Here is a 26,752-nt window from a genome sequence, read left to right as displayed (position 1 = left end):
ACGCGGTGCTGCTCGGGTCAGCCCAGTGCATCCGGAGACTCGGGGAGCGTCTGGCCGCCGTCGACGACGATCGTCTGACCCGTGATGTACCCCGCCTCGCGGCTCGCGAGAAACGCCGCGGCGTAGCCGATCTCCTCGGCTCGGCCCAATCTGCGCAGCGGGACGGCGGAGGTCATCGACGCGAGGTAGTCCTCGCCCATCTCGTCGAGTCCAGCGGATTCGACATTGCCGGGCAGGACTGCGTTCACGGTGATGGCGTGCCTCGCGAGCTCGATCGCGGCCGTGCGCATGAAGCCCAGCTGCGCGGCCTTGGAGGCCCCGTAGTGCGACCAGCCCGGGTAGCCGGTCGTCGGGCCCGTGATGGATGAGGTCAGCACGACCCGGCCGCGGCCTGATTCCTGCAGGGCTGGCAGGCAGGCCTGCACGGCGTAGATGGTGCCCTTCACGTTCGTGTCGAGCACCTCGTCGAGCTGTGCCGGCGTCATCGTCGCGAGGTCCGCCTGCGGGAAGATTCCAGCGTTGGCGCAGAGTACGTCGATGCCGCCGAACGCCGCCGCGGTCGACGCCGCAAGCGCGCGGCACGACTCGGGGTCGGTGACGTCGACCGTGAACCCCGAGATCTGAGCTCGAGTGCCGGTGCCGGCGTCGGCGATGAGCGAGAGTGCAGCGACGGCCGTATCCACCCCCGCCTGCGAGCGACCAGCGACCGCGACCCGCGCGCCCGCCTGTGCGAACACGCTGGCGATGCCGAAGCCGATGCCCTTCGTGCCGCCGGTGACGACGACGCGAGTGTCGGAGAGGTCGAACAGGGGAGCAGCTGGCATGGTGCGCCTTTCGAGAATGGGGTGGATGCGCCCATTCCATCGCCCGGGCGGGCAGGATGCCCCTCTGGAAACCTGCCTGCGACCGCTCGTAACGCAGTGTTTACGCCCGCCGCCGGATCACCGCCGGCGCCTTCTGGTCACCACCAGAACGGAGGCTGGGTCACGTACGGCGCCTCGAGTCGTGCGACCTCGTCGTCGGTGAGCGTCAGCTCGAGGGCTGCGACGGCGTCATCGAGGTGCTTCGCCTTGGTCGCCCCGACGATGGGGGCTGCGACCGTCGGGTTGCGCAGCACCCACGCGAGTGCGACTCGTGCCATCGGGACCTCGCGCTCGGCCGCGATCTGCTCGACGACGTCGATGATGGGGCCGTCAGCATCGGCATCGAACGCCTTCGCGACCGAGTCGAGTTCGGCGCGTGCCGTCGATTCGCCGCGCGGCCGGGTCAGGCGCCCCTTGCCGTTCGGCGAGTACGGGACGAGGCCGACGCCCATGTCGGCGCACATGGGGATCATCTCCCGCTCCTCCTCGCGCTTCAGCAGGTTGTACTGGTCCTGCATGGCGACGAACGGGGTCCATCCGCCTACCGCGGCGGCCTGCTGCAGCTTCGCGAACTGCCACGCGTACATCGACGATGCGCCGAGATAGCGCACCTTGCCGGCACGCACGAGGTCGTCGAGCGCCTGCATGGTCTCCTCGACGGGGGTGCTGTCGTCGAAGCGGTGGATGTAGAGCACATCGATGTGGTCGGTGCCGAGTCGCTCGAGGGACGCGTTCGCCTGTTCGAGGATCGCCGTGCGGGACAGGCCGGAGCCGCCGGGGCCGTCGTGCATCTTGCCGGAGAGCTTCGTCGCGAGCACGATCTCCTCCCGGCGGCTGAAGCGACGCATCGCGCGCCCGATGATCTCCTCGCTCGTGCCCTGCTGGTACACGTTCGCCGTGTCCCAGAAGGTGACGCCGAGCTCGACCGCCTGGCGGAGCAGCGGTGCTGCCGCGTCGTCGTCGAGGGTCCAGCTGTGCAGGCCGCGTGTCGGGTCGCCGAAGCTCATGCAGCCGAGTGCGAGGCGGCTGACGCGGAGGCCGGTGCGGCCGAGGTTCGTGTGCTCCATGCCAGGAGCGTATGTCGCACCACCGACACCAGGGAGGCCCTGGCAGTGCCCCCTGCTTCGCGCCCTGCCCTGCCCTGCGCCCTGGCCTGGCCTGTCGGCTGCAGACCTGGGGCTAGGGCACCAGGAGGCGCCAGCTGGGGTGCGCAAGTGCGAGGTCTGCGGATGCGTGGGGGCTGCGGATGCGGCTTCGCTGCACCTGGGGGTTGTGCACGCCTTTCCGGGCGCAGGGGTGCGCAAGTGCGAGGTCTGCGCCTGCGCGGGGTCTGCGGATGGGGCTTTGCGAGACCTGGGGGTTGTGCACGTCTGTTGGTGCGGAGGGGTGCGGATGCGCGAGGTCTGTGGACGGGGCTTCGCGAGGCCTGGGGGTTGTGCACGTCTGTTGGTGCGCTGGGGTGCGCAAGTGCGGGGTCTGCGCATGCGCGAGGTCTGCGGACGCGGCTCCGCCAGGCCTGGGGGTTGTGCACGCTTGTTGGTGCGGAGGGGTGTGGATGTGCGACGTCTGTGGACGTGGCTTTGCGAGACCTGGGGCTTGCGCACGCCTGGCGGTGCGTTGGGGTGCGCATGCGCGAGGTCTGCGGATGCGGCTTCGCCAGGCCTGGGGGTTGTGTACGTCTGTTGGTGCGCAAGTGCGAGGTCTGCGGATGTGGCTCTGCCAGACCTGGGGCTAGGGCACCAGAAGGCGCCAGCAGGGGTGCGGATGTGCGAGGTCTGCAGGTGGGGCTTTGCGAGACCGGGGGGTTGTGCACGCCTTTTGGTGTGCGGGGGTGCGCAAGTGCGAGGTCTGCGCATGCGCGGGGTCTGCGGACGCGGCTTTGCGAGACCTGGGGGTTGTGTACGTCTTTGGGTGTGCTGGGGTGCGCAAGTGCGGGGTCTGCGGGTGGGGCTTCGCTAGACCTGGGGCTAGGGCACCAGAAGGTGGCAGCTGGGGTGCGCAAGTGCGGGGTCTGCGGGTGGGGCTTCGCGAGACTTGGGGGTTGCGCACGTCTGGCGGTGCGCAGGGGTGCGCATGCGCGAGGTCTGCGAATGCGCGAGGTCTGCGGGTGGGATGGGCGGCCCTCACCCCGGTTCCCGTAACCCAGTGTTTACAGGGGCGAACGCTGCGGAAACATCCGTCTGTCTACTATTGGCGAACAAGGTTTCATGTCAGGTAACATCAACACCATGCGGGAGACGACCATGACACAACTAGCCCCCAAGCTGGTCGAAGGAGAGCTCGCGGCAGGCGACCGCATCACGCTCCGCGACCTCGCCCAGGCGCACGGCGTGCAGTTCATCCTCGCCACGTTCGTCGACCTCAACGGCAAGCCGTGCGCGAAGCTCGTGCCGACCTCGGCCGCCGACGAGCTCGAGGCGGGCGCCCTCGGCTTCGCGGGCTTCGCCGCCGGCCTCATCGGCCAGGAGCAGCACGACCCCGACCTCATCGCGATCCCCGACCTCGACTCGTTCACCCCTCTGCCGTTCGTCCGCGAGGGCCTCGCGCTCGTGCACTGCGACCCGCACGTCAACGGGGAGCCGTGGCCGTACGCGCCCCGCAACATCCTGAAGCGCGCCATCGCCGAGCTCGCCACGCGCGGCATGACCGCCAAGGTCGGCGCCGAGGTCGAGTACTTCCTCGTCGACCGCGCCGAAGACGGCACCCTCGCCCCCGCCGACAAGCGCGACAACGGCCCTCGCCCCTGCTACGACGCCCGCGGCGTGACTCGCATGTACGACCACCTCGCCTCCGTCTCGACCGCCATCAACTCGCTCGGCTGGGGCAACTACGCCAACGACCACGAAGACGGCGCCGGCCAGTTCGAGCAGAACTTCGACTACGCCGACGCGCTCACGACCGCCGACCGCGTCATCACGCTCCGCTACATCCTCAACGTGCTCGCCGAAGAGCGCGGCATGACGGCGACGTTCATGCCGAAGCCCTTCACGAACCGCACGGGCACGGGCCTCCACCTCCACCTGTCGCTATGGAGCGAGCAGGATGAGCCGCTCTTCCCGGCGGGCCCGAGCGCGAGCGGCGCCGCCGCATCCACCGATGACGCCGCGAGCGAGTCGGCACCGGATGCGCGGGGCCTCGGCCTCTCGCCCGTCGCGTACGGCTTCGTGGCGGGGCTCCTCGAGCACGCGCCCGCCCTGCAGGCGTTCCTCGCTCCCTCGGTGAACTCGTACAAGCGGATCGGCACGGCCACGTCCAGCTCGGGCGCGACCTGGTCGCCGCGAAAGGCGTCGTACGGTGGCAACGACCGCACGCACATGGTGCGGGTCCCGGACAACAAGCGCGTCGAGCTCCGCTCGGGGGACGGCGCAGCGAACCCCTACCTGGCGGTCGCGACCTCGATCATGGCCGGCCTCGATGGCATCGACAACAGCATCGACCCAGGCAACCCCTCCGGTCCAGGCCAGGCGCCCGAAGGCGCGGCCGTGCTGCCCGCGACGCTCCTCCACGCCGTCGAGGCGCTGCGCCGCGATCCCGTGATCCTCGCCAGCCTCAGCGGCGACGAGGCCACCGGCCGCTACTTCGCCGACGCGAAGGAGACCGAGTTCCTCACCTGGCACGCGCAGGTCAGCGACTGGGAGCTCGACACCTACCTCACCGCCTTCTGACCCTCCCGCATCCAGAGACCAGACAAGACCACCCCCGAAAGGACCACGCCCGTGTGTGGAATCGCCGCGCTGCAGTTGCGCAACCCCCAGCTCAGGCCGCAGATGGGCGACCTGCTCCAGACCATGCTCTGCGAGATGGTCGACCGTGGACCCGACTCCGCGGGCCTCGCCGTGTACGACAACCCCGACCTCACGGGCAGCGCCGCGTCGACGCTCAGCCTCCTCGGCGGCACGCAGCTGCTCACCGTGGAGGAGCTCACCGCCGAACTCGAGCGCACCCTCCCAGCCGGGGCGGCGCCGAAGGTGTCCGTCGTGGGTGACACGACGCTCGTGAGCGGCGAGCTGTCGACGAGCATCCTCGCCGATGCGGTCAGCGCGGCCCTCCCCACCGCCACGATCATCGGCCGTGGCGGCCACCTCGCCGTCATGAAGAGCGTCGGCAATCCCATGGACGTCGCCTCCAACCACGGCCTCGAGTCCATGTCGGGGAGCCAGGGCGTCTCGCACACCCGCATGGCCACCGAATCGGCCGTGACCGCGGGCGGCACGCACCCCTTCGCCGTCGCCGACGACCTCTGCCTCGTGCACAACGGGTCCTTCTCGAACCACGCCTCCATCCGTCGCGAGCTGAAGCGCACGGGCGTGCAGTTCGACTCCGAGAACGACACCGAGGTCGGTGCGCGCTACATCGCCTCCCGCCTCGAGCAGGGCGACACCCTCGAGGAGGCGCTCATCAACCTCGGCGACGTCTTCGACGGCTTCTACACGCTTGTCGTCACGACCGCCGACAGCATGGCCATCGTGCGCGACCCCATCGCCTGCAAGCCCGCCATCGTGGCCGTCACCGACGACTACGTGGCCATGGCCTCCGAGTACCGCGCCCTCGCGCAGCTCCCCGGCATCGAGTCCGCCGACATCTTCGAACCAGTCCCCGGAAAGGTCTACACGTGGTCACTCTAGACAGCACCCAGTACGCGGCAGCCCCAGCGGCCGCACCCGCAGCTCCTCGCGCCGCTGCTCCCGCGGCAGCCCCCTCGTCGTCCGCGACTGCTGAGGCCAGCCCCACCACGATCGACCTCGCCGGCCAGGATGTGCGAGTCGTGAACGCAGCCGTCCAGGCGGCGGAAGACGGAACCAGGTGGAGCATCCAGCACCCCGCCGGCAAGCACAACGTGGCCGTCGGCATCAGCTCGGCCATCGACGTCACGATCGACGGGCACGTCGGCTACTACGCCGCCGGAATGCACCAGCGGGGCGCCGTCACCATCAACGGCAACGCCGGAGTCGGGCTCGCCGAGAACATCATGAGCGGCAGCGTGCACGTCACGGGCGACGCCTCCCAGTCGGCCGCCGCGACCGGCCATGGTGGCCTCGTCGTCATCGACGGCAACGCCGGAGCCCGCTGCGGCATCTCCATGAAGGGCGTCGACATCGTCGTGGGGGGAAGCATCGGGCACATGTCTGCGTTCATGGCGCAGGCCGGCCGCCTCGTCGTGTGCGGCGACGCCGGGGAAGCTCTCGGCGACTCCATCTACGAGACCCGCATCTACGTGCAGGGCACCGTCGAATCGCTCGGCGCCGACTGCATCGAGAAGCCCATGCGCGAGGAGCACCTCGCCGAGCTCGCCGAGCTGCTCGTCGCAGCCGGCCGCGACGACGACCCGGCCGCGTTCAAGCGCTACGGCTCGGCCCGCAAGCTCTACCACTTCAACGTCGACAACGCCTACTAGGCCGAGCAGGAAGCGCCACTCATGACTCTCATCGACCAGCCCACGTCCACCGTCGGCGCACCGCAGTCACCCGCTCGCCTCGCCGAGCTCGGCCTCCGCGAGTCCGCGACGTTCGACCGCGCGACGATCTCCGACATCCAGCGCGCCGCCCGCACGGGCATCTACGACATCCGCGGGTGGGGCGCGAAGCGGCAGCTGCCGCACTTCGACGACCTGCTGTTCCTCGGCGCATCCATGTCGCGCTACCCGCTCGAGGGGTACCGCGAGCGCTGCGGCACCGACGTCGTGCTCGGCGATCGCTTCGCCTCGAAGCCCCTGCACCTCGACATTCCGGTCACGATCGCCGGGATGAGCTTCGGCGCTCTCTCCGCGAACGCCAAGGAGGCCCTCGGGCGCGGCGCCTCCGAGGTCGGCACCTCGACGACGACGGGCGACGGCGGCATGACGCCGGAGGAGCGTGGACAGTCGAAGCACCTCGTCTACCAGTACCTGCCCTCCCGGTACGGCATGAACCCCGACGACCTGCGCAAGGCGGATGCGATCGAGATCGTCCTCGGCCAGGGCGCGAAGCCTGGCGGCGGCGGCATGCTGCTCGGGCAGAAGATCACCGAGCGCGTCGCCGGGATGCGGACCCTGCCGATCGGCATCGACCAGCGATCCGCGAGCCGCCACCCCGACTGGACGGGCCCGGACGACCTGACCATCAAGATCGCCGAGCTTCGCGAGATCACCGGCTGGGAGAAGCCGATCTACGTGAAGATCGGGGCATCCCGCCCCTACTACGACACGGCGCTCGCCGTGAAGGCCGGTGCCGACGTGGTGGTGCTCGACGGCATGCAGGGAGGCACGGCTGCGACGCAGCAGGTGTTCATCGAGAACGTCGGCATCCCGACGCTCGCCGCGATCCCGCAGGCCGTCGCGGCGCTCCAGGAGCTCGGCATGCACCGCAAGGTGCAGCTCATCGTGTCCGGCGGCATCCGCACGGGAGCCGACGTCGCGAAGGCCATGGCGCTCGGCGCCGACGCCGTCGCGATCGGCACGGCCGCGCTCATCGCGCTCGGCGACAACGACCCCCGCTACCAGCAGGAGTACGCCGACATCGGCTCGGCCGCCGGCTTCTACGACGACTTCCAGGACGGGCGCGACCCGGCCGGCATCTCGACGCAGGACCCGGAGCTCGCCTCCCGCCTCAACCCCGTCGAGGGAGGGCGACGCCTCGCGAACTACCTGCGCGTGCTCACCATGGAGGCGCAGACCATCGCCCGCGCGTGCGGCAAGTCGCACATCCGCAACCTCGAGCCGGAGGACCTCGTCGCGCTGACCGTCGAGTCGGCCGCGATGGCGAACGTGCCGCTCGCCGGCACGAGCTGGATCCCCGGCAAGCAGTACTAGGGCGACGGCCGGTTTGCGGCCACCGACGCCGCCTGACCGACTTCCGTGACGAGACCCCCACCTCCCGGCCTTGAAGCCCCGGAGCTGGGGGTCTTGTCACGGAGGTTGGTCAGCGCTCCAGGCCGGCCGCCTCGAGCCCCGCGAGGCGCTCGGCTCGGTCGCCCGTGAGCTCCACGACGCGTGGGCCGCTGAGCTCCGGCTCAGCGGCGAGGTCCAGGAGCGCGTCGTTCATGGCATCCCGGAGTTCGAGGTCCTCGTCATCGCTCACCGAGATCTGGTCGCGGTAGGCGAGGGGGAGCAGCACCAGGAGATCCACCCGCTCGGCCGCGTGCCGGGTGAGCGCTGCACCGCGCCGGATCGCCGCGCGCGAGCGCCCGGGCCTGCCGAGCGCCTCGAGCGCGTGCAGGTAGGCGAGGAAATCGACCGGCCCGCGCTCCGCGATGACGTCCGAGCCTTCCGGCAGCTCGGCAAGCCGGTGGGCGGCGATGTCGAGCTGGCGGCTGAAGAGGGCCGCGTCGAGGTCATCGAAGCGGTCGTCGAGGAGCTCCTCGAACGGGTCGGGGAGGACACGGTATTCCGGATGCGCGGCCACGAAGTCGCCGATGAGCGTGCTCTTGCCGCTTGCGTGGGTTCCCGACACGACGATCCGCATGGCAGGCGAGCCTAGGTGGTGCGCGGCTTCACCGCCAGGGGGCGGGTCCGCGAGCTCGCGCTCGGCTGGCCAACATCAGTGCGAAAACAGCGCGTTGCCGGTGTCCTGCGGCGATTCGGCGCGAAATCGCACTCATGTTGGTCAGGCGGGCCAGCGTGTTGCCCGGGTCGGACGTGCGGGTTTGGTCGCGGAAGTCGGCCAGCGACTGATCAACCCGCCTTGCCCCCGTATGGTGGTCGGCGGTGGAGCTTCGGGCCTGACTCTCTGGCCTGGCTCCGCCGGGTGCATCCACTTCGCAACGTCGCAGAAAGCAGGACCGCAGTGACCTCCAACTGGGCCGGGAACATCACCTTCGAGGCGGAGCAGATCGCCACCCCCACGAGCACGGCCGAGGTCAGCGAGGTGGTGCGGGCTGCGGTGGCCGGCGGGCACTCGGTGCGCGCGCTCGGCAGTGGGCACTCGTTCAACCGCATAGCGGACACGGGCGGCGTGCAGGTCTCGACGCGCGGCCTGCGCAGCCCGCTCCGCATCGACGAGGACCGGCGGTGGGTGTCCATCGGAGCGGGCACCCGCTACGGCGAGCTCGCGATCGACCTCGCCGAACACGGCCTGGCGCTCGCGAACCTCGCCTCCCTCCCGCACATCTCCATCGCGGGTGCGGTCGCCACGGGAACGCACGGCTCCGGCAACACCAACCGGAGCCTCGCGGCAGCCGTCGCCGCCATCGAGTTCGTCGCCGGCGATGGGGATGTCGTCGTGCTCGAGCGGGGAGACGAGGGGTTCGATGGGGCCGTCGTGTCGCTTGGCGCTCTCGGCGTCGTCACGCGCATCCGCCTCGACGTCGTGCCCCACTTCGAGGTGCGGCAGCGCGTCTTCGAGAACCTGCCGTTCGCGGCGCTGCTCGAGAACTTCGACGAGATCACGGGCGCCGGGTACAGCGTGAGCGCCTTCACGACGTGGGCGGAGCCCGAGCTCATCGACCAGGTGTGGGTGAAGCAGCTCGCGAGCGAGGTGGCACCTGGCGACTTCTTCGGCGCAACACCCGCCACCGAGGCGATGCACCCCATCCGCGGCGTCTCCGCCGTGGCCTGCAGCGAGCAGTTCGGCGTCGCCGGCCCCTGGTACGAGCGCCTGCCGCACTTCAAGCTCGAGTTCCAGCCCTCCAACGGCGCCGAGCTGCAGAGCGAGTACCTCATCCCACGGCTTCGGGCGCAGGATGCGCTGCTCGCGCTCGCGGGCATCGCCGACCGCATCCGCCCCCACCTGCTGGTCAACGAGGTGCGGACGGTCGCGCGCGACTCGCTGTGGCTGAGCCCCATGCACGGCAACGACGTCGTCGGCCTGCACTTCACGTGGAAGCAGGACCCGGAGGTCGCCGAGCTGCTGCCGCTGCTCGACGAGATCTTCGCGCCGCTCGGCGGGCGCCCCCACTGGGGCAAGGTGTTCGACGAGCGCGTGAGGGCCTCGGAACTGTACCCGCGCTTCGCCGACTTCCGGAAGCTCGTCGAACGCTACGACCCCAGCGGCGTCTTCGCCAACGACTTCACGCGGCGCGTGCTGCGGTAGCGCGGCGGCCCGCGCGCTGGCGGTGCGCCGGGGGCCGCTCGCCGCGACGCCTGACCAACTTCAGTGCAATTCGGCTTCGTTTCGCGGCCCCGCGCCCGAATCTGCAGGTTTCTGCACTGATGTTGGTCAGGGCTTGCGGGCATCTGGCGTCCGTCCCTGGTTCGACCCCGGTCCGCTCTGGCCTGGCCTTACCCTGGCCGTCTCCTGCCTGGCCCTTGCGTTCTCATTCGATCGTGCTAATTTACATTTGTAAATTAGATCTGATCGAGGAGTGCCGTGACCCAGGAAGATGCGAGGTTCGTCCGTTCACGGGCGGCGCTCGTCGCAGCCGTCGTCGAACTGCTGGATGAGGGGACGGATGCGGCGCAGCTCAGCATCACCGACATCGTCGGTCGCGCAGGAGTGAGCCGCCCCACCTTCTACAAGCACTTCGACGACACCGCCGCCCTCATCCGCGAGGCCGCGCTGCGGCGTCTGCAGTCGGCGTTCGACCGCATCCCGAGCGTCGGCGACGACCCGTCGTGGCCGACCTTCGTGCGGGGCACACTGCGCGCCCTGCTCGGTGAGCTCGCCGCCGACGCGCCCTTCTACCGGGCGGCGCTCGAGAGCAGCTTCGGCCTCCTGACGGGCGACATCATCGCCTACCTCGCTACGCGCCTGCTCGAGTCGTCGCCGCTCGGCCCCGTCATCCGCCGCCGCCGCGGTCCCGACACCCCGCAGGATCGCGCCGAGTTCCTCGCGGCCGGCGCGATGTGGCACGTCACGAGGTGGCTCTTCGCCGCCGCTGAGGTCGCGACCCCGGCCGATGCCCCGGCCGAGGCGGCCACGGCAGCCGGCACGGCAGCGGATGCACGCGCATCCATCGACGAGCTCGTCGAACGCCTCTCCTCCCTGCTTCTCGCATCCTCCGGCGCGACTGTCGCCGAGCTTGACGCCCTCCGCGTCGAGCACGCTCGTTCATAGGACTCCCCACGCCCATGCGTTCCTTCTCCCTCCCCGACTTCGTGCGCACGCACCGGCGGACGCTCGTCGTCATCGTCGGCATCATGCTCATCCCCCTCATCTACGCGGGCTCGCTGATCTGGTCGAACGAGGACCCGACGCACCGCCTCGACCACATCAACGCGGCGATCGTGAACAGCGACCAGGCCGCGACGCCCGCAACGACGACCGACGGCGAGCCCGCCGAGCCCGTCGACCTCGGCGCGACGCTCACCGAGAAGCTCGTCGACAGCACCGAGTCGAACAACTTCAGCTGGCACGAGATGGCGGCGGATGAGGCGCAGAGCGCGCTCGAGTCCGGCCAGGTGCTCGCCGTGCTCGACATTCCGGCGGGCTTCTCGGCGGCAGCTGTCTCGGCGGGCGGCGACGAACCGCTGGATGCGGCGATCGCCCGCCTCTCCATCACCACCAACGACGGCGCGAACATCATCGTCGGCAACATCGCGTCGACGGTCGGCACCACGGTCGCCGACGAGCTCGCCGCCGAGGTCTCCGACGAGTACCTCCGCAACGTCTACGTGGGCTTCACCGACATCCACGAGAGCGTCTCGGAGGCTGCCGACGGCGCGACCGAGCTCAACGACGGCGCCGAGCAGGCGCGCACGGGGTCCGGCGAGCTGGTTGTGGGTCTCGGGCAGTTGCGGGAAGGCGGCCTCGCGCTCGCCGACGGCAGCGCGACCCTCGCTGATGGGGCGACCCAGGTGGATGCGGGGGTGCAGCAGCTCAACACCGGCCTCGTCACCGCCAACTCGGGTGCCCAGCAGCTCAGCTCCGGCGCCGCGGATGCGAACACGGGCGCGCAGCAGCTCAGCGCGGGCGCGGCCAGCGCGAACGGCGGCGCGCAGGAGCTCAGCACGGGGCTGGGCACGGCGAGCTCCGGTGCGCAGCTCCTCAGCGATGGACTCGCGGAGCTGTCCACGGCCGCCACCGACCTGCCAGGGAAGGTCACCGCCCTCACATCCGGTGCCACGGCGCTCGACACAGGGGCGACAGCTCTTGCCGGCGGAGTGGACACCGCCTTGACCGGAGCCGAGACACTCAACGGCGGGGCGTCGCAGCTGGCGTCGAGCACCAGCGAGCTCTCGGGTGACGTCGACTCGCTGCTCTCGAGCTGGGACACGCTCTCGGACGAGCAGCGCAAGGAGCAGATCACGCAGCTCTCCGAATCCGCACAAGCCGCCGACACGCAAGCCGCGGGGCTCAGCGCCGGCATGACGGGCCTGGTCGGCGACGCGGCGGCCGGTACGGGGCTCAGCTTCCTCCAGTCGAAGTCGGCAGACCTCGCGGCCGGTGCAACCCAGCTCTCCGAATCCGTCGCGCCGCTCAGCGGCAAGGCCGACGAGCTCGTCGCGGCTATCTCGACGGCTTCGACGAAGTCCGCAGAACTCGCGGCTGGCGCTTCGCAGCTCTCATCCGGCGCGTCGACCCTCGCGACGGGCACGCAGTCCCTCGCCGACGGCGCAGCCACTTTGGCGACGGGCACGCAGTCCCTCGCCGATGGCGCATCCACGCTTTCGACGGGAACGCAGACGCTCTCGGCTGGTGCATCCACCCTCGCGCAGTCGACGCCGCAGCTTGCCTCCGGCGCGACGCAGCTCGAGCAGGGCGCGACGACGCTCGCCGACGGGACGGCCGACGCGGAGTCAGGCGGCACCGAGCTGAACGACGGCATCACGCAGCTCGCGGACGGCAGCAAGACCCTCGCCGACGGCCTCGACGACGGGGTCTCCGACATCCCCAGCTACACGGATGCGCAGGCCGACCACCTCGCCGGCGTCACGTCGACGCCCGTGGAGATCACGAAGACCCGCCTCAACGAGGTGCCGGCATACGGCTACGGTCTCGCGCCGTACTTCATGACGCTCGGCCTCTGGGTCGGCGCGCTCGCCTTCTACCTGATGTTCCCGCCGCTGCGGGAGCGGCTCGTGCTCGGCCGCCAGCCAGCGATCGTCGTGGCACTGCGCAGCTTCGCACCCGGTGCGATGCTCGGCGCGGCCCAGAGCCTCCTCATGCTCACGATCGTGCGGTTCGGTCTCGGCCTCGAGCCGGCGAACATGCTCGGGCTCGTCGCGCTCGCGCTGCTCACGAGCGTCACGTTCGTCGCCGTCAACCAGGCCTTCAACGCGCTGCTCGGCCCTCCCGGTCGATTCCTCGCGCTCGTCATGATCGTGCTCCAGCTCTCTTCGGCCGGCGGCACCTACCCGGTCGAGACGGCGCCCGCGTTCTTCCAGCTGATCCACTCCTGGCTGCCGCTGAACTACGCCGTCACGGCGTTCCGCTCACTCGTGGCCGGCGGGTCGATCGGCATCGGCGAGGCATACGGGATGCTCACCGTCTGGCTCGTCGCCGCCCTCGCGCTCACCACCCTGTCGATCGCGCTCAAGCGGCGCCGGGAGCGCCTCAAGCCAGCGGCGGCCCCGGCGGCGGCTGTTTCGGAGCCGGTTGCGGTTCGGTAGTTGTCGGCGGGCGAGCGTCTCGTCCGCTCTCCTACCGTGTTCGGGATGGGTTTGACGCTTCGGGATGGGGTGCAAGCCATCCCGAAGCGTGGAACCCACCCGGAAACTGCTCGCGGGGGCCACGGGGGCCGCGGGGCTCGGTCGGGGCCGCGGGGTTCGGTCGGGCTCGCGCTGCGCGCGCTCTCCTACCGCGTTCGGGGTGGCTTTGACGCTTCGGGATGGGGTGCAGGCCATCCCGAAGCGTGGAACCCACCCGGAGACTGCTCGCGGTGGCCGCGGTGGCCGCGGGGACCGCGGGGTTCGGTCGGGTTCGCGTTGCGTGCGCTCTCTTGCCGTGTTCGGGATGGCTTTGACGCTTCGGGATGGGGTGCAAGCCATCCCGAAGCGTGGAACCCACCCGGAGACTGCTCGCGGGGTCGCGGGGTCGCGGGGGCCGCGGGGCTCGCGGGGTTCGCGCCGGCCCGGGGCAGCGCAGGGCTAGCTGTTCGCTGCGTTCGCGTTGGCGGCGACGCTCGCGGCGACGGCGGCGTTGATGGTGATCGCGTTCATGGTGCGCGAGACCGCCGAGCTCGCGGCGGCAGCTCCCCAGTCGCCGGCCTCGAGTGCCTTCGCTCGGTTGATCACTTCGGTCTCCCACGGGAGCTCTCGGTGCAGGGTGGGCAGCGAGCCGCTCGCGGAGAGCAGCGCCGCGAGGGCGGCGGTGCGGGCGTCGGGCTCGGCGCCGTCGATGAGCACGGCTTGAACTCGGCTCATGAGTGCGGCTCGTCGGCCCGTGTCGCCCAGGCTGATGGTGGTCTTGGGGATGAACCCGAACGTCTTGCCCTGCTCGCGGTGCAGGTCGCCACGGAAGATGAGGCTCTCCAGCAGCTGGCCGCGCAGCTTGGGGCCGATGGACGCGAGCATGCCCTGCACCTCGCGCCGCTTCCCGTCGGAGTACTCCCACGCGGCCCGGAGGATCTCGTCGTCCGGCGCCGTCTCACCCACGGAGAGCACCAGGGTCCCGCGCAGGCCGGCCTTCTCGATAGCGACCTGGTCGTCCAGGGCCAGCTCGGTGAGCACGGCACCGGCGAGCACGTAGAAGAGGGTGCCTTCGCCGCCGATCGTTCCGTCGTCTGGATTGAAGAGCAGCAGCAGCAGATCTTCGGCGAGCAACGGCTGCGCTTCGTCGGGGCCGGTGGTCGGGATGTGGTCGGGCTGTTCCATGGTTCCCCCCTGGCAGGTGCGCGAGTCGTCGTGCCGGCCAAGGTACCAGCCGCGCCTCAGCCCTCCGCGCGGTCTCCGTATGCCGTGACGGAGAGGAAACGCGCCGGGAGCTCGATGAGCTCCTCCGGGCCGTGCGGGCCCTCGCCGTCGAACTGCAGGGTGTCGCCGGGGCCCATCTCGTAGCGCGCGTCCCCGTGCCCGTAGGCCATGCGTCCCTCGAGCATATAGAGCAGCTCGGTGCCCGGATGCTGGAAGAGGGGGAACACCTCGCTCGCCTCGGTCAGCGTCACGAGCACCGCCTCCATGCGCTTGTGCTGGCCGCGCAGGGCGCCGAGGAGCTCGTAGAGGTGGCCGGATCGGGAGCCGCGGCGCACGATCTGCGCCCCGTGGCCTGCCGGCACGTAGACGGCCTCCCTGTCGGAGTCGACGCCGCGGAAGAGGGCGGTGACGGGCACGTCGAGGCCGTGCGCGAGGCGGCCGAGCGTGGTGAGGCTGCAGGAGGTGAGGGCGTTCTCGATCTTCGAGAGCATGGCCTTGGAGATGCCGACCTTGTCGGCCATCTCGGCGACCGACATCCCGGTCGCGAGGCGGTACGCACGCACCTGGATGGCGATGGCACGCTCGAGGTCGCCCGGCTGCGGGCCGACCGTGGCCGGGTCGACCTCGCGGTGCACGGAGCCCACGCCGATCTCGTCGTGGTCGTGTGCGTCGCTCATGCAGCCTCCGGGGTTCCGTTCAAGCCTAGCTTTCGCCGACCGGCCCGCCCGCGTCGTTTGGTGTTGGGCGCGCCTGGCTCTAGCGTTGCGGTCATGAGCGAGACGAGCGCTGGTGCTGACCGTGGCTGGGTCGCGCGCGCCGCGATCAGGGCGGTGCTGCTCGTCATCATCGCCGGGTACCTGGCGTACATGCTGCTGGTGTTCCCGAACGCGGCGGCCGGATCCGACGTCGATCGCGACTCCGCGGAGGGTGCGCGCCTCGCCGGCACGCTCATCCCGATCGCGTACGCGAGCATCGCGGCAGCGGTGGTGCTCGGCGTATGGCTGGCGCTCGATGTGACGAGGGCCATCGCGCTGAGCCTGCGAGCGTCGCTGCTGTGGCTTGCCTCGGTCGCCGTCCTGGCTGCATCCGCCTGCGCAGCGCTGAGCGTCGCCGTCATCGTGGACAGCATCGTCGCGGGGATCGGCGTTGATGCGGACCAGACCAGGTACTGGGGGAGCACGGGGGCGATCATCGGGGATGCCTTCGGCCTGACCTGCCTCCCCTTCGTGGCGGCGACCGGTGTCGCCCTGCTCCTGTGGACGATTCGCACCGCGACGAAACTTGACCGCCACGCGAAACCTGCCAGGAGTAGCGTTGCGGCGTGACTTCATCTACGTTCAATGACCTTCTGACCGCCCAGATCGGCAACGAGTTCTCGGCCTCGCAGCAGTACATCGCGATCGCCGTCTGGTTCGACAACCACGACCTCCCGCAGCTCGCGGCGCACTTCTACCAGCAGTCGGTCGAGGAGCGGAACCACGCGATGATGCTCGTGCAGTACCGCCTCGACCGCGACCTCGGCGTCACGATCCCCGGCGTCGCCGCGCCGAAGACCGAGTTCGCAGATGTGGTCGAGCCCATCGCGCTTGCCCTCGCGCAGGAGCAGGAGGTGACCTCGCAGATCGAGGCGCTGTTCCGCGCTGCGCGTGCTGACGGCGACGCGATCGGCGAGCAGGCGATGCTCTGGTTCCTCAAGGAGCAGGTCGAGGAGGTCGCCTCCATGTCGACGCTCGTCACGATCGCGAAGCGCGCGGGCGACAACCTGTTCGACATCGAGAACTTCATCGCCCGCGAGACCATCGGCGACAGCGGCCAGGACGCGGACGCGCCTGCGGCGGCAGGCGGCGCGCTCTAGCAGCCGGCTCGGCCCGGGTCAGTCCCAGTTCCGTCCGTACTGCAGCGCGAGTTCCTGCGCCTGCGTCTGGGTGAGCTGGGCGACCCGGTGCCCTCGGGTGATGAGGGCTATCTTGCTGACCTCTTCGAGTTCGATCGCGGCCTGGATCGCGGCGTCCATGCTGGCGCCGCTCGTCACTGGCCCGTGGTTCTGGATGAGCACGGCGTCGAACGCGAAGTCGAGTGCGCGGATGCCGTCGGCCTGGTCGTGATCGCCGGGGTGCGCGTAGGGCACAAGCGGGGTCTGCCCCACGCGCATGACGAAGTACGGGGTGAGCGGCGGGAGCGCCGACCTCGTGGTCCACGGGTCCAGCAGGGACACGGCGACGGCGTGCATGGAGTGCAGGTGGATGACGGCGTGCGTGCCCGGGTTGCGCTCGTAGAACGCCCGGTGCAGCGGATGCTCCTTCGACGGTCGGGGGCCGGCGAGGTGCGCGCCGTCCGCCAGGGAGACCTCGGAGAGGTGGTCGGCCTGGAGGCGTCCGAGCTCCGTGCCGGTCGGGCTCATGAGCATCCGCTCGCCCAATCGCATGGAGATGTTGCCTGAGGTGCCGGGGCTGAGTCCGAGGTCGGAGAGTCGGCGGCCGGCGTCGAGGAGTTCGGCGACCTGGTCGAGCTTGGCGGTCGGGCTCACGCGAGCTCGTCCCAGGCCTCGACGAAGAACTCGGTGGAGCCGAAGTTCCCGGACTTGAGGGCCAGGTTGATCACGTGGCTGTCTGCGGTCGTCGCTCGGGCCCAACTCACGCCAGGGCAGATCGGCTGTCCGAGCTTGAGGCTGCTGATCCCCAGCTCGGTCACGATGCGGCCGGAGGTCTCGCCGCCTGCCGAGATGACCTCGACGGCGCCGGCGTCGATGAGCGCGACTGCGGCCTCGGCGAGCGTGCGCTCGATGCGATCGGCGGCGTCGGCGTGCGCTGACGCGTCGTCGGTGGCGAGGTCGTCGGGGGAGCCGGTCGCGTAGACGAGGACGGGTACGTCTGGGCGCTCCGCCCAGTATTCACGGGCCCACCTGACGATGGACACGGTCTGCTCGGTGCCGGCGCGCGGATCGACCTGCAGGCTGAGGAATCCCGCCTTCTTGGCTGCCTGCACCTGCTCCTGGGTCCGCTTGGAGGCGCTGCCGCAGAGGATGACGCGGTGGCCAGCGAGCGCCGCGAGTCGGGGCGCCTCGGCTGCGCGACGTTCGGGCACTGGGATGCCGAGCGCGAGTCCGGATCCGCCCGTGACGAACCTCAGCTCTGCGCTGGCTGCCGCGATGGTGGTGAGGTCGGCGTCCGTGACGGCGTCGATGACCACCGCGCTTGGAGTCGAGGCGCCCTCGAGCGCCGCGCTCAGCGCCTCCGCGCCGTCGCGAACCGTCGCGAGGTCGATGAAGCCGACCGGGGTCTGCGCCTGCCGGCTGAGCAGCAGACGCACGTCGGATTCGGTCATGGGCGTCAGCGGGTGGTGGCGCATCGAGCTGTGCTCGAGCAGCTCGCCCCAGACGGAGAGCTGGCCGTCGCGCACGGTTCGCCCGTTGCCGGGAAACGATGGGACGACGATCGTCGTCGTGAGGTCGAGCTCGGCGAGCATGGCGTCGATGACGGGGCCGATGTTGCCCTGCTCGGTCGAGTCGAAGGTCGAGCAGTACTTGAAGTACAGCTGGCGTGCGCCTGCCTCGGACAGCCGGCGGAACGCATCCACGCTCTGGCGGACAGCTGCGTCGGGCGGCGCGGTTCTCGTCTTGAGGGCGATGATGACCGCCTCGGTGTCGCCGGGGAGCTCGTGCAGCGCTGCGTCGGGCTCGGTGATGACGACTGCGTTCAGCCCTCGTGCCGCGAAGTTTCCCGCGAGGTCGACTGCTCCGGTGAAGTCGTCGGCCACGCAGCCGTGAAGAATCGTCAAGTTGGGTTCCCTCCTGCTGCAGCACTCGAACGAGACAGTGTGAATATCTGTGAGTGTTTGCACATGATCTGTGAATCCTTTATACATGATGTCAGCACGACGACCTGCCGGTCGTTGGCAACGACGCCAAACGGAGACCAATGAACATCGAGTACCTTCTCGCCGCGCATCGCGGGACCCGCGTGCAGTATGCGCTCACCGGGGCCAAGGGCGGATTCGCTCGCACCCTGCTCGCGCAGACCACGCAGATCGAGGACCTGCACGCCAGCGTGCTCTGCGACCTCGACCCGGAGGGTGCGCGTGAGCTCGCCCTCGAGGTCGGCTTTACGGCCGATTCCGTCGTCGTCTGCGGCACACCAGGCGAAGTACTCGAGGTCGTGACGGCCGGAAAGACCGCCGTGGTCGCGAGTCGCGAGCTCCTGCTTCCCGACGCCTTCGACATCCTCGTCGAGGCAACCGGGGACCCGGGGTTCGGCTACCGGGTGGCCGCGGATGCGCTGCGCGCGTCGAGGCCGGTCGCCATGGTCTCGAAGGAGGTCGACTCGGTCGCTGGCATCGAGCTCGCCTCGATCGCCCGCGAGAACGGCGTCGTCTACACGCCCGCGAGCGGAGACCAGCCCGCGAACCTCATCGCCCTGGTCTCCTGGGTGCGGACCCTCGGACTCGACATCGTCGCCATCGGCAAGTCCAGCGAGTACGACCTCGTCTTCGACCCGTCCGCCGGCACCGTCACCCACCTCGACAAGCAGATCCACGCACCGCAGCTCGGCGAGCACCTGACGCTCGGCGACGACATCCCCGCGACGCTGTGCGCTCGCGCCGAAGCCGTCGCGGCGCTCCCCACCGGCGCTACGGCCGACTACTGCGAGATGGCGGTCGTCGCCAACCACACCGGCTTCGTCGTCGACGACGAGCTCATGCACTACCCGGTGGCCCGCATCAGCGAGCTCGCCGACATCTACGCGCCGAAGTCCTCCGGCGGAGTCCTCGAGCGGACCGGCGTCGTCGACGTGTTCTCCGTGCTGCGAACCCCGGACGAGGCATCGTTCGGCGGCGGCGTCTTCGTCGTCGTGCGCACCTACGACGCGCAGACCTGGGAGGTGCTGCGCGGCAAGGGCCACGTCGTCAGTCGCTCCGGCGAGTACGCCTGCATCTACCTGCCGTATCACTTCATGGGCGTCGAGACGCCGATGACGCTGCTGCTCGCCGTGCACCTCGGGGCGCCGTACGGCAGCCCGGAGCCGACGAGGAGCATCCTCATGGCAGGTCGAGCGAAAGCGGACCTGGCCGCGGGGACGCTCCTCGAGATGGGTGGACACCACCACGACGTGACCGGCGTGCAGGCCGTGCTGCTCGAGGCGGGTCCCGAGTCCGAGAAGGTGGCCCCGCTCTACGTCGCGTCGCGCGCGACGCTCGCCCGGGACGTGCGTGCCGGCGAGCTCATCCTCATCGATGACCTCGCCGACCACGACGCCGAGCTCCTCGCCGCGTGGGCTGGCGACGACGTCCGGGAGGGCAGCCATGTCTGACGTCTTCATCCTCCTCTCCTTCGCGTTCGCGATCGTGGGCCTCGTGCTCATGATCGGACGGTTCAAGGTGCATCCCGTGTTCGTGCTCTTCGTGGTGGTCGCCGTGCTGAGCCTCATGTTCGGGCAGGGCGGCGCCGGCACCGTCTCCCTCATCAACGAGGGCTTCGGGAACACGCTCGCGAACGTCGGCCTCCTCATCGTGTTCGGCTGCGTGCTCGGCAAGGCGCTCGAGATCAGCGGCGGGGCGCTGCGCATCACGCAGTCCGTCGAGAAGATGCTCGGAACGAAGCGCAAGATGCCATGGGGCATCGCCCTCGCCTCGACCATCATCGGCATCCCCCTGATCGCCGACACGACCGTCATCATGCTCATCCCGATCGTCTCCGCCATGGCCTACCGGTCGAAGGAGTCGATGATGAAGTTCGGTCCGATCCTCTACATCGGCGCCTACGTGATGACCTCGCTGGTCGTGCCAGGGCCCGGCCCCCTCGCCGCGGCGGGAGTGCTCGGCCTCGACTTCGGCATGTCCATCATGTACGGACTGCTCGTCGGTCTGCCCGGCATCGCGGTCGCCACGTTCTACCTGACGCGCATCAAGACCTACGTCGCGCCCAAGGCGGAGTTCATCGAGTCGATCGCCAAGGCGGAGCAGGCAGAGCAGGAGCAGCGCGAAGGCGGCTCCGGCACCACGAAGACGCTCACGGCTCAGAACGGCGGCGTCGGCCGCACGCTCGCGCTCAGCCCGTTCACGGGGCTCCCCGTCCGGCTCGGCTTCGCGCTGCTCCCCATCTACCTGCCGATCTCGCTCATCATGATCGACTCGCTGCTGGGTCCGACGCTTCCGGAGGGCTCGTTCATCCAGGAGCTCGTCGGATTCGTCGGAGCGCCCATCATGGCGCTCGCGATCGGCGTGCTGTCGACCCTGCCCCTCTTCGGTGGCGCGTGGCGTCGCAAGGAGATCGTCAACGGCATGTTCGAGGATGGCCTGCGCACGGCCGCCATGCCGCTCGCCCTGACCGGAGTCGGCGGCGCGCTCGCCCTCCTCATCCGCGAGACCGGGGTGGCCGAGCGCATGTCGGAGGTCATCCAGGAGGTCGGCATCCCGCCCCTCATCGTGCCCTTCCTCGTCGCGGCAGCGATCTGCACGATCACGGGCTCCAACATCCTCGGGATGCTCACCGCGTCGGCGATCATGGCTCCCCTCATCGACGACCTCGGTGTGTCCGCGCTCGCCGTCTACCTCGCCTGCGGCACGGGCGCGCAGATCTTCAAGCACGCCAACTCGTCCGGGTTCTGGGTGACGACGACCCTGTCGAATATGACGGTCGGCCAGGGGATCAGGTCGATCGGCGTCGCCTCGATCATCTCGGGCGTGACGGGATTCGCTATCGTTCTCGTGCTGTACTACGCAGGACTGATCTAGAGGTCGCATGAGAAGCCACACCGAGGAGCCGCCGTTGATTCCGGACCAGCGACGTCAGAAGATCCTCGAGCTGCTGAGTGCCCACGAGGTGCTGAGCGTGCATCAGCTCACGGAGCTGCTCGGGGTGTCGCACATGACGGTGCGCCGGGACATCGGCGAACTCGTGAGCCAGGGCGTCGCCGCGGTGGTGCCAGGGGGAGTGCGCTCGGCGCGCTCCGTCGCGGTCGAGCCCAGCTTCGACGCGAAGGCGAGCTCGGAGCGGGCGCAGAAGGCGGCCATCGGCCTCGCCGCGGGGAAGCTGCTCCGCGACGACGGCGTCTACTACCTGGACGCGGGGACGACGACCTCGTCGTTGCTCCCCGCGATCCGGGCGCTGGCCGCGCCCACGGTGGTCACGAACGACTTCACGATCGTGAGCTCCCTCATTGGCGACGCTCACGTCGAGGTCGTGCACATCGGCGGCAAGCTCGACCACGCGAACCGCTCCAGCGTGGGGCACCTCGCGGCAGGCGTGCTGCGCCAGCTCGCGGTGGACATCGCGTTCGTGAGCGCCAGCTCGTGGGACGCCCAGCGTGGAGTCACCACGCCGAGCGCTGAGAAGGTGGATGTGAAGCTGGCCGCCATGGAGGTGGCGAGCAGCGCGGTGCTGCTGGCCACGAGCAGCAAGCTCGGCAGCTACTCGATCTACCGCGTCTGCGGGCTCGATCGGTTCTCGACCGTCATCACCGACGAGGGCATCTCCGATGCCGACGCGGCGGCGGTGCGCGAGATCGGCGTCGAGCTCGTGACCGCCGCGGTGCAGGGCTGAGCCAGCGAGCGCCGCGTACGCTGAAGCCGTGCATCCTGAACCCGTGACGAAGGCGGCGCGAGCGCAGCTGACCGAGCTCGCCGAGTGCGCGGCTGCTGGGCGAGAGCCTGCCGTGCACCTGTCGCCCGTCGATGAGCGCCTCGTGCGCGTCTCCCGTTCGGCTGCGGTGCTCATCCTCTTCGGCGTCCTCGACTCGCTTCCCAGCGATCGCGAAGCACAGGCCGGTGCCGTCTCCCGTGACCTCGACGTGCTGCTGCTGGCGCGAGCTTCGACGCTGCGCTCGCACCCGGGCCAGGTCGCGTTCCCGGGCGGCCGGGTCGACGCGGAGGACAGGGATGCGGTCGCGGCCGCGCTGCGCGAGGCGGTGGAGGAGACGGGTCTCGATGCCGATGGCATCGACGTGCTCGGCCCCCTCGAGCCCGTGCCCCTCACCTACTCGCGGCATCTCGTGACGCCCGTGCTCGCCTGGTGGCGGCGTGCGTCCGAGGTCGGTGTCGTCGATGAGGCGGAGTCGGCGGCCGTGTTCCGGGCCCCCGTCGCCGAGCTGCTGGACCCCATGAATCGGGGCACCACGGTGCTGCGCCGCGACGGCGAGGAATGGCGTGGGCCGGCGTTCCTGGTGCGGAACGAATCGGGCGAGCACCTCGTCTGGGGCTTCACGGCGATGCTGCTCGACGGCATCTTCGACCGCCTCGGCTGGACCGAGCCCTGGGACCAGGCGCGGGAGTTCGAGCTCCCCGACACCTGAGCTCGCCATTCGCCCGAAACAGCGTGGCGCGATGCCGCGACCGCCGAGTCGGTGGGCTCACTCGCAGCCGCAGGACCTCCGGATGACGAGCTCGCCCCGAGGCCGCTCGTCCGGGATGCTCCCGACGCCGAGCAGCCGGAAGACGGCCTGCTCGGCGAGCTCGGCGATGGGCTGGGCGAGCGTCGTGAGCCCTGGCCAGGCGTACTCGGCGTCGTCCGTGCCGTCGAACGAGACGACGGCGACGTCGCCCGGCATGTCGACGCCGGCCTCGTGGAGCGCCCGCATCGCTCCGATCGCGAGCTGGTCGGAGCTCATGAAGACCGCGTCGACCTGGGCGCTCGCGGCGGCGAGGTTGCGGCCGGCGAGGTACCCGGATCGGCGTTCGAAGTCGGCGGGGAACACGAGCCCGGGCTCGAGGCCGGCGGAGGCGAGCTCGGCGGTCCACCCGCCGTAGCGGGCATCCTTCGTCGAGCCGACGAAGGCGATCCTGCGGTAGCCGTGATCGATGAGGTGGCGCGTGGCGTCGCGTGCGCCCTGATCGAGGTCGACGCCGACACCCATGGTGCCTGCGATGGGGTGGGGGTTGTTGAGGGTGGCCCAGCGGATGCCGAGCGCGTTGAAGGCGGTGACCTCGTTCGGGTGCACGATGGAGGCGACGAGGAATCCGTCGACCTGCCGGGAGGCGAGGGACCGGGCGAGTGCGATGGCCCGGTTGTCGTCGTCGCGCGAGTTCACGACGAGCACGGCGTAGCCCTCACGCGCCGCGACGTTCTCGACCTGCTGGCACAGCTCCGACCAGAAGGGGTTCGTGGTGTCCGGCACGATGATGCCGATGAGCCGTGAGGAGCCCATCTTCAGCGCGCGGGCCGCGGCGTTCGGCGTGTAGCCGAGGATGCGAATCGATTCGCGCACGCGCGCCGCGGTCGCCGGCGCGACGGGGGCGCGGCCGTTGAGGGTGTACGTGACGACGGCATCGCTGACACCTGCGTGGCGCGCGACGTCCCGGCGCGTGACCTTCCGGGGTGCACCTTCGGGCATCACTACTCCTCGTTCACTCGAGTCGATCTTACGGTCGATGCGGGCGCCCGAATCCTCGGACGCCCGCATCTTCATCGCTCGCTCCGTCAGGCGCGTGCGGCGTCGGCGCTCACTGCACCGAGCGCCGCGGGTGCGTCGCCGAAGTCGTTGATCGGGAGTCGCTCTCCACCCGCCAGGGCAGAGCGGTGCGCGACGATGCCTGGCAGCGTGAAGCGCGCGGCGACCCAGGCGTTGACGGGCGGGAGGGTGCGGTTGTTGACGGCGGTGACGAAGTCGTCGACGAGGAAGTGGTGGCTGCCCTCGTGTCCGTTGTGGACACCCGAGAACTCCGCGGGGAGCCGCGAGGTGTCGTGCACCTTCGAGTGCCCGGACACGAACGCGTCGCGCAGGGCGGGGGCGACGTGCGCGAGCGACGGGTCGTCGGCATCCGCAGTCGCATCCGTCGCGATCAGGTCGGAGACATCCGTGACGCCCTGCTTGTCCTGCCACACGGCGACCTCGGCGAGCTGCTCGAAGCTGCCCTCCGTGCCGAAGTAGCGGAACCGGCTCTCGCGGATGTGCGAGGGGTAGCCGACGCGACGCATCTCGTTGATCCGCATGGACCCGCCCTCGGAAAGCTCGAAGAGCGCCGTCGCGTTCGAGAAGTTGTTGTCGAACATGCTGATCTCGCGGTCGAAGACGCCGTCCTGGCGATCGTCGACCACGCCGATGCAGCTCACGCTGGTGGCGTGGCCCGGGATGGCGCCGAGGACGCCGCCGATGGAGTGGGTCGGGTAGAGCATGGGCGGGTAGCTCGCGGTGCGCTTCCACTCGGCGCCTCCCGAGTAGGCGTAGGCATCGTAGAAGCCCAGGTCCATGTCGTGGACGTAGTCGCCCTCGGCGTAGAAGATGCGCCCGAACTTCCCGTCGGCGAGCTGGTTGCGCGCGTAGATCGTCGCCGGGTTGTAGTAGCTGGTCTCGCCCATCATGTAGGTGAGGCCGGTCTCGCGCACCGCCTCGATGATGGCGGCGATCTCGTCTTCCGAGATGGCCATGGGCACAGCCGAGTACACGTGCTTGCCAGCCTGCAGTGCGCGGAGCACCAGCGGACCGTGCGTCCAGCGCTGGGTGAAGAGGGCGATCGCGTCGATCGAGTCGTCGGCGAGGAGGGCCTCGAAGCTCTCGGCGGTTCCGTCGAGGTCGGCGGATGCGTTGAGCGCCTCCGCGCGCTCGGACAGCACGTCGGTCACGAGGATCCGGTCGACGCCGGGGTGGAGTTTGAAGAGGGTGGCGAACTGGCCGGCGAACTGACCGGCTCCGACGATTCCCAGGGACAACGACATTGGTGACCTTTCAAGGTGACAGGAAAACCCTGGCTCCACCACGGTGGGGAGTCGGGCGCGGACCTCGAGCATCGCATGACTATTTACTCGCGTCAACACGATATGTGTCTGAATTATTGGCCCTTGCGGTTAAATATTTACTCGCATAAATTGTCGGCAGATAGCGATGGAGCCATCCGCGTCCTTGCGGTCGGCCGGATCCATCGCCCACACGAAGGAATGACAATGAAGTCTCGCGCTACCACCGTCGCGGCAGCCTCCGTCGCAGCGACGCTCCTCCTCGCCCTCACCGGCTGCAGTGGCGGCTCCGCCGAATCCGGCAGCACCATCGAGTTCCAGACCAACGCCTCCGTCGACTCCAAGCTCATGATCGCCCTCGAGGAAGTGACAGCCGCGTTCGAAGAGGCCAACCCGGGCGTCACGATCGACCTCGTCGCGCCCAGCTCGCAGTACGAGGCCGACATGAAGGTCAGGCTCGCAGCAGGCGACGCCCCGGACATCTTCGCCACCCACGGATGGTCGCTCCTCCGCTACAGCGAGTTCCTCGAGCCCCTCCAGAACGAGGCCTGGGCCGCCAACTTCAACCCAGCCCTCGACTCGGCCATGCGCAACGACGCCGGCGAGTTCTTCGCCCTCCCCATCGACACCGACGTCGCAGGCATCATCTACAACGCCGACGTGCTCACCGCGGCCGGCGTCGACCCCGCCTCCATCTCCACCTGGGACGACTTCGCCGAAGCCGCCGCGGCCGTCGACGCGAGCGGCATCGCCCCGATCGCCGTGTCCGGCAAGGACGGTGGCCCCGCCGGCAACCTCGCCGACTGGATCGTCGCCGGCGCCTACACGCCCGAGCAGCTCGGCGAGCTCAGCGCCGGTTCCTTCGTCGACGCGCCCTACGCGACGACGCTCGACCTCATCGACGGGTGGCGCACCTCCGGCTACTTCAACCCCGACTACTCCTCGGCGACCTCCGACGACGTGTCGCGCGCGCTCGCCGACGGCAACACCGCCTTCGTCTTCAGCCAGAACCAGGCAGCCAACAACGCCCTGCAGTACAACCCAGACGCCAACCTCGGCTTCATGCCCGTCCCCTCCCTCACGGACGAAGACCCGTACCTGGTCGGCGGAGAGTTCAACGCCTTCGGCATCTCGAAGACGAGCGAGCACCTCGACGACGCGAAGGCCTACCTGGCGTTCCTCGCGCAGCCGGAGAACATCACCGTGCTCGCCGAATCCGTCGGCAACCTCCCCGGACTCACCGACGCCTCGGCCGACCTCGGCCCGCTGCAGGAGTCGTTCGACACCCACGTCATCTCCGGCTCAGCGCCGCTCGTGCCGTACTTCGACCGCGTCTACCTGCCCAACGGCATGTGGAACACGATGGTGACCACCACCGACTCGATCATCACCGGCCAGTCCAGCGTCGACCAGGCCGTGACCCAGGTCGACGCCGACTTCACCAGCCTCTGGGGCCAGAGCTGAACGGCGAGCGGATGCTGAGAGGAGATCCCCATGAGCTCGCTTGACACTGCAAGAACG

23 protein-coding genes are annotated in these 26,752 nt (G+C 69.7%); 14 read left to right on the top strand and 9 right to left on the bottom strand.

Annotation, left to right across the window (positions count from 1 at the left end; all coding sequences use genetic code 11):
• Window positions 1-17 precede the first annotated feature (17 nt).
• A complete protein-coding gene (gene fabG / locus ITJ61_RS10870; RefSeq protein ID WP_228496650.1) occupies window positions 18-824 on the bottom strand; it encodes a 3-oxoacyl-ACP reductase FabG in 807 nt (268 codons plus the stop codon).
• Between the two features lie 137 nt (window positions 825-961).
• Window positions 962-1,930, bottom strand: coding sequence for an aldo/keto reductase (locus tag ITJ61_RS10865; RefSeq protein WP_194686164.1), 969 nt, complete (start codon window positions 1,928-1,930; stop codon window positions 962-964).
• Window positions 1,931-3,070: 1,140 nt separating this feature from the next.
• On the opposite strand from ITJ61_RS10865, the gene glnT reads away from it, so the two are divergent.
• Genes glnT through ITJ61_RS10845 form a run of 4 tightly spaced genes read left to right on the top strand, consistent with a single transcriptional unit; the run spans window position 3,071 to window position 7,650 of the window.
• A complete protein-coding gene (gene glnT, locus ITJ61_RS10860; protein WP_228496649.1) occupies window positions 3,071-4,528 on the top strand; it encodes a type III glutamate--ammonia ligase in 1,458 nt (485 codons plus the stop codon).
• A gap of 51 nt (window positions 4,529-4,579) precedes the next feature.
• A complete protein-coding gene (locus tag ITJ61_RS10855; RefSeq protein ID WP_104244798.1) occupies window positions 4,580-5,488 on the top strand; it encodes a glutamine amidotransferase in 909 nt (302 codons plus the stop codon).
• Window positions 5,476-6,258, top strand: a complete 783-nt coding sequence (locus ITJ61_RS10850; protein WP_323744340.1) for a protein glxC — start codon at window positions 5,476-5,478, stop codon at window positions 6,256-6,258. Before ITJ61_RS10855 ends, ITJ61_RS10850 begins: the two co-directional genes overlap by 13 nt.
• Before the next feature lie 21 nt (window positions 6,259-6,279).
• Window positions 6,280-7,650 (top strand): FMN-binding glutamate synthase family protein, encoded by a 1,371-nt coding sequence (locus ITJ61_RS10845; protein WP_201297698.1) that lies wholly within the window; start codon window positions 6,280-6,282, stop codon window positions 7,648-7,650.
• 109 nt (window positions 7,651-7,759) lie between these two features.
• On the opposite strand, the gene ITJ61_RS10840 is transcribed toward ITJ61_RS10845, so the two are convergent.
• Window positions 7,760-8,302 (bottom strand): AAA family ATPase, encoded by a 543-nt coding sequence (locus tag ITJ61_RS10840; RefSeq protein ID WP_194686163.1) that lies wholly within the window; start codon window positions 8,300-8,302, stop codon window positions 7,760-7,762.
• A 321-nt stretch (window positions 8,303-8,623) separates the two neighbouring features.
• Here ITJ61_RS10840 and ITJ61_RS10835 point away from each other — a divergent pair, with 321 nt between their 5' ends.
• The 3 genes from ITJ61_RS10835 (at window position 8,624) to ITJ61_RS10825 (ending at window position 13,326) form a co-directional block, all read left to right on the top strand.
• Complete coding sequence (locus ITJ61_RS10835; protein WP_219819680.1) at window positions 8,624-9,868, top strand: FAD-binding protein; 1,245 nt, start codon at window positions 8,624-8,626, stop codon at window positions 9,866-9,868.
• A 276-nt stretch (window positions 9,869-10,144) separates the two neighbouring features.
• On the top strand, window positions 10,145-10,831 hold the full coding sequence (locus ITJ61_RS10830) for a TetR/AcrR family transcriptional regulator (RefSeq protein ID WP_104297969.1): 687 nt from the start codon (window positions 10,145-10,147) through the stop codon (window positions 10,829-10,831).
• Window positions 10,832-10,845: 14 nt separating this feature from the next.
• The gene (locus tag ITJ61_RS10825) at window positions 10,846-13,326 is read left to right on the top strand and encodes a YhgE/Pip domain-containing protein (protein WP_194686162.1); all 2,481 of its coding nucleotides are present in this window, start codon (window positions 10,846-10,848) and stop codon (window positions 13,324-13,326) included.
• 477 nt (window positions 13,327-13,803) lie between these two features.
• On the opposite strand, the gene ITJ61_RS10820 is transcribed toward ITJ61_RS10825, so the two are convergent.
• Entirely contained in the window at window positions 13,804-14,529 is a 726-nt protein-coding gene (locus ITJ61_RS10820; protein ID WP_194686161.1) for a GOLPH3/VPS74 family protein, read from the bottom strand.
• A 56-nt stretch (window positions 14,530-14,585) separates the two neighbouring features.
• On the bottom strand, window positions 14,586-15,245 hold the full coding sequence (locus ITJ61_RS10815; protein WP_104239973.1) for a helix-turn-helix domain-containing protein: 660 nt from the start codon (window positions 15,243-15,245) through the stop codon (window positions 14,586-14,588).
• A 93-nt stretch (window positions 15,246-15,338) separates the two neighbouring features.
• Here ITJ61_RS10815 and ITJ61_RS10810 point away from each other — a divergent pair, with 93 nt between their 5' ends.
• Both ITJ61_RS10810 and ITJ61_RS10805 read left to right on the top strand, forming a co-directional pair.
• Entirely contained in the window at window positions 15,339-15,893 is a 555-nt protein-coding gene (locus ITJ61_RS10810) for a hypothetical protein (protein WP_104305695.1), read from the top strand.
• Window positions 15,890-16,423: a ferritin gene (locus ITJ61_RS10805; protein WP_104239975.1), complete on the top strand. Its 534-nt coding sequence runs from the start codon at window positions 15,890-15,892 to the stop codon at window positions 16,421-16,423. The genes ITJ61_RS10810 and ITJ61_RS10805 overlap by 4 nt, the downstream gene beginning before the upstream one ends.
• Before the next feature lie 18 nt (window positions 16,424-16,441).
• Here the strand turns inward: ITJ61_RS10805 and ITJ61_RS10800 are convergent, their stop codons facing one another.
• Complete coding sequence (locus tag ITJ61_RS10800) at window positions 16,442-17,095, bottom strand: class II aldolase/adducin family protein (protein WP_104305696.1); 654 nt, start codon at window positions 17,093-17,095, stop codon at window positions 16,442-16,444.
• Window positions 17,092-18,345 (bottom strand): 3-oxo-tetronate kinase, encoded by a 1,254-nt coding sequence (gene otnK, locus ITJ61_RS10795; protein WP_219820165.1) that lies wholly within the window; start codon window positions 18,343-18,345, stop codon window positions 17,092-17,094. The genes ITJ61_RS10800 and otnK overlap by 4 nt, the downstream gene beginning before the upstream one ends.
• A 140-nt stretch (window positions 18,346-18,485) precedes the next feature.
• On the opposite strand from otnK, the gene ITJ61_RS10790 reads away from it, so the two are divergent.
• The 4 genes from ITJ61_RS10790 to ITJ61_RS10775 are packed head-to-tail and all read left to right on the top strand — an operon-like array spanning window position 18,486 to window position 22,853.
• The gene (locus ITJ61_RS10790) at window positions 18,486-19,874 is read left to right on the top strand and encodes a homoserine dehydrogenase (RefSeq protein ID WP_104305698.1); all 1,389 of its coding nucleotides are present in this window, start codon (window positions 18,486-18,488) and stop codon (window positions 19,872-19,874) included.
• Window positions 19,867-21,297, top strand: a complete 1,431-nt coding sequence (locus ITJ61_RS10785; protein ID WP_104239979.1) for a GntP family permease — start codon at window positions 19,867-19,869, stop codon at window positions 21,295-21,297. The genes ITJ61_RS10790 and ITJ61_RS10785 overlap by 8 nt, the downstream gene beginning before the upstream one ends.
• A 7-nt stretch (window positions 21,298-21,304) precedes the next feature.
• Window positions 21,305-22,105: a DeoR/GlpR family DNA-binding transcription regulator gene (locus ITJ61_RS10780; protein ID WP_194686160.1), complete on the top strand. Its 801-nt coding sequence runs from the start codon at window positions 21,305-21,307 to the stop codon at window positions 22,103-22,105.
• Window positions 22,106-22,133: 28 nt separating this feature from the next.
• Complete coding sequence (locus tag ITJ61_RS10775) at window positions 22,134-22,853, top strand: NUDIX hydrolase (RefSeq protein WP_194686159.1); 720 nt, start codon at window positions 22,134-22,136, stop codon at window positions 22,851-22,853.
• Between the two features lie 57 nt (window positions 22,854-22,910).
• Here the strand turns inward: ITJ61_RS10775 and ITJ61_RS10770 are convergent, their stop codons facing one another.
• Entirely contained in the window at window positions 22,911-23,891 is a 981-nt protein-coding gene (locus ITJ61_RS10770) for a LacI family DNA-binding transcriptional regulator (protein WP_104239982.1), read from the bottom strand.
• A gap of 86 nt (window positions 23,892-23,977) precedes the next feature.
• Complete coding sequence (locus ITJ61_RS10765) at window positions 23,978-25,213, bottom strand: Gfo/Idh/MocA family protein (protein ID WP_104305700.1); 1,236 nt, start codon at window positions 25,211-25,213, stop codon at window positions 23,978-23,980.
• Between the two features lie 225 nt (window positions 25,214-25,438).
• Between ITJ61_RS10765 and ITJ61_RS10760 the strand changes: the two genes are divergently transcribed.
• The gene (locus tag ITJ61_RS10760) at window positions 25,439-26,695 is read left to right on the top strand and encodes an ABC transporter substrate-binding protein (RefSeq protein ID WP_194686158.1); all 1,257 of its coding nucleotides are present in this window, start codon (window positions 25,439-25,441) and stop codon (window positions 26,693-26,695) included.
• Window positions 26,696-26,752: the final 57 nt, after the last annotated feature.

Source organism: Pseudoclavibacter sp. VKM Ac-2888, from assembly GCF_015351285.1.
Classification (GTDB): domain Bacteria; phylum Actinomycetota; class Actinomycetes; order Actinomycetales; family Microbacteriaceae; genus Pseudoclavibacter.
The sequence above is the reverse complement of the archived record's forward strand: the minus strand, read 5'-3'. Positions and strand labels throughout refer to the sequence as shown.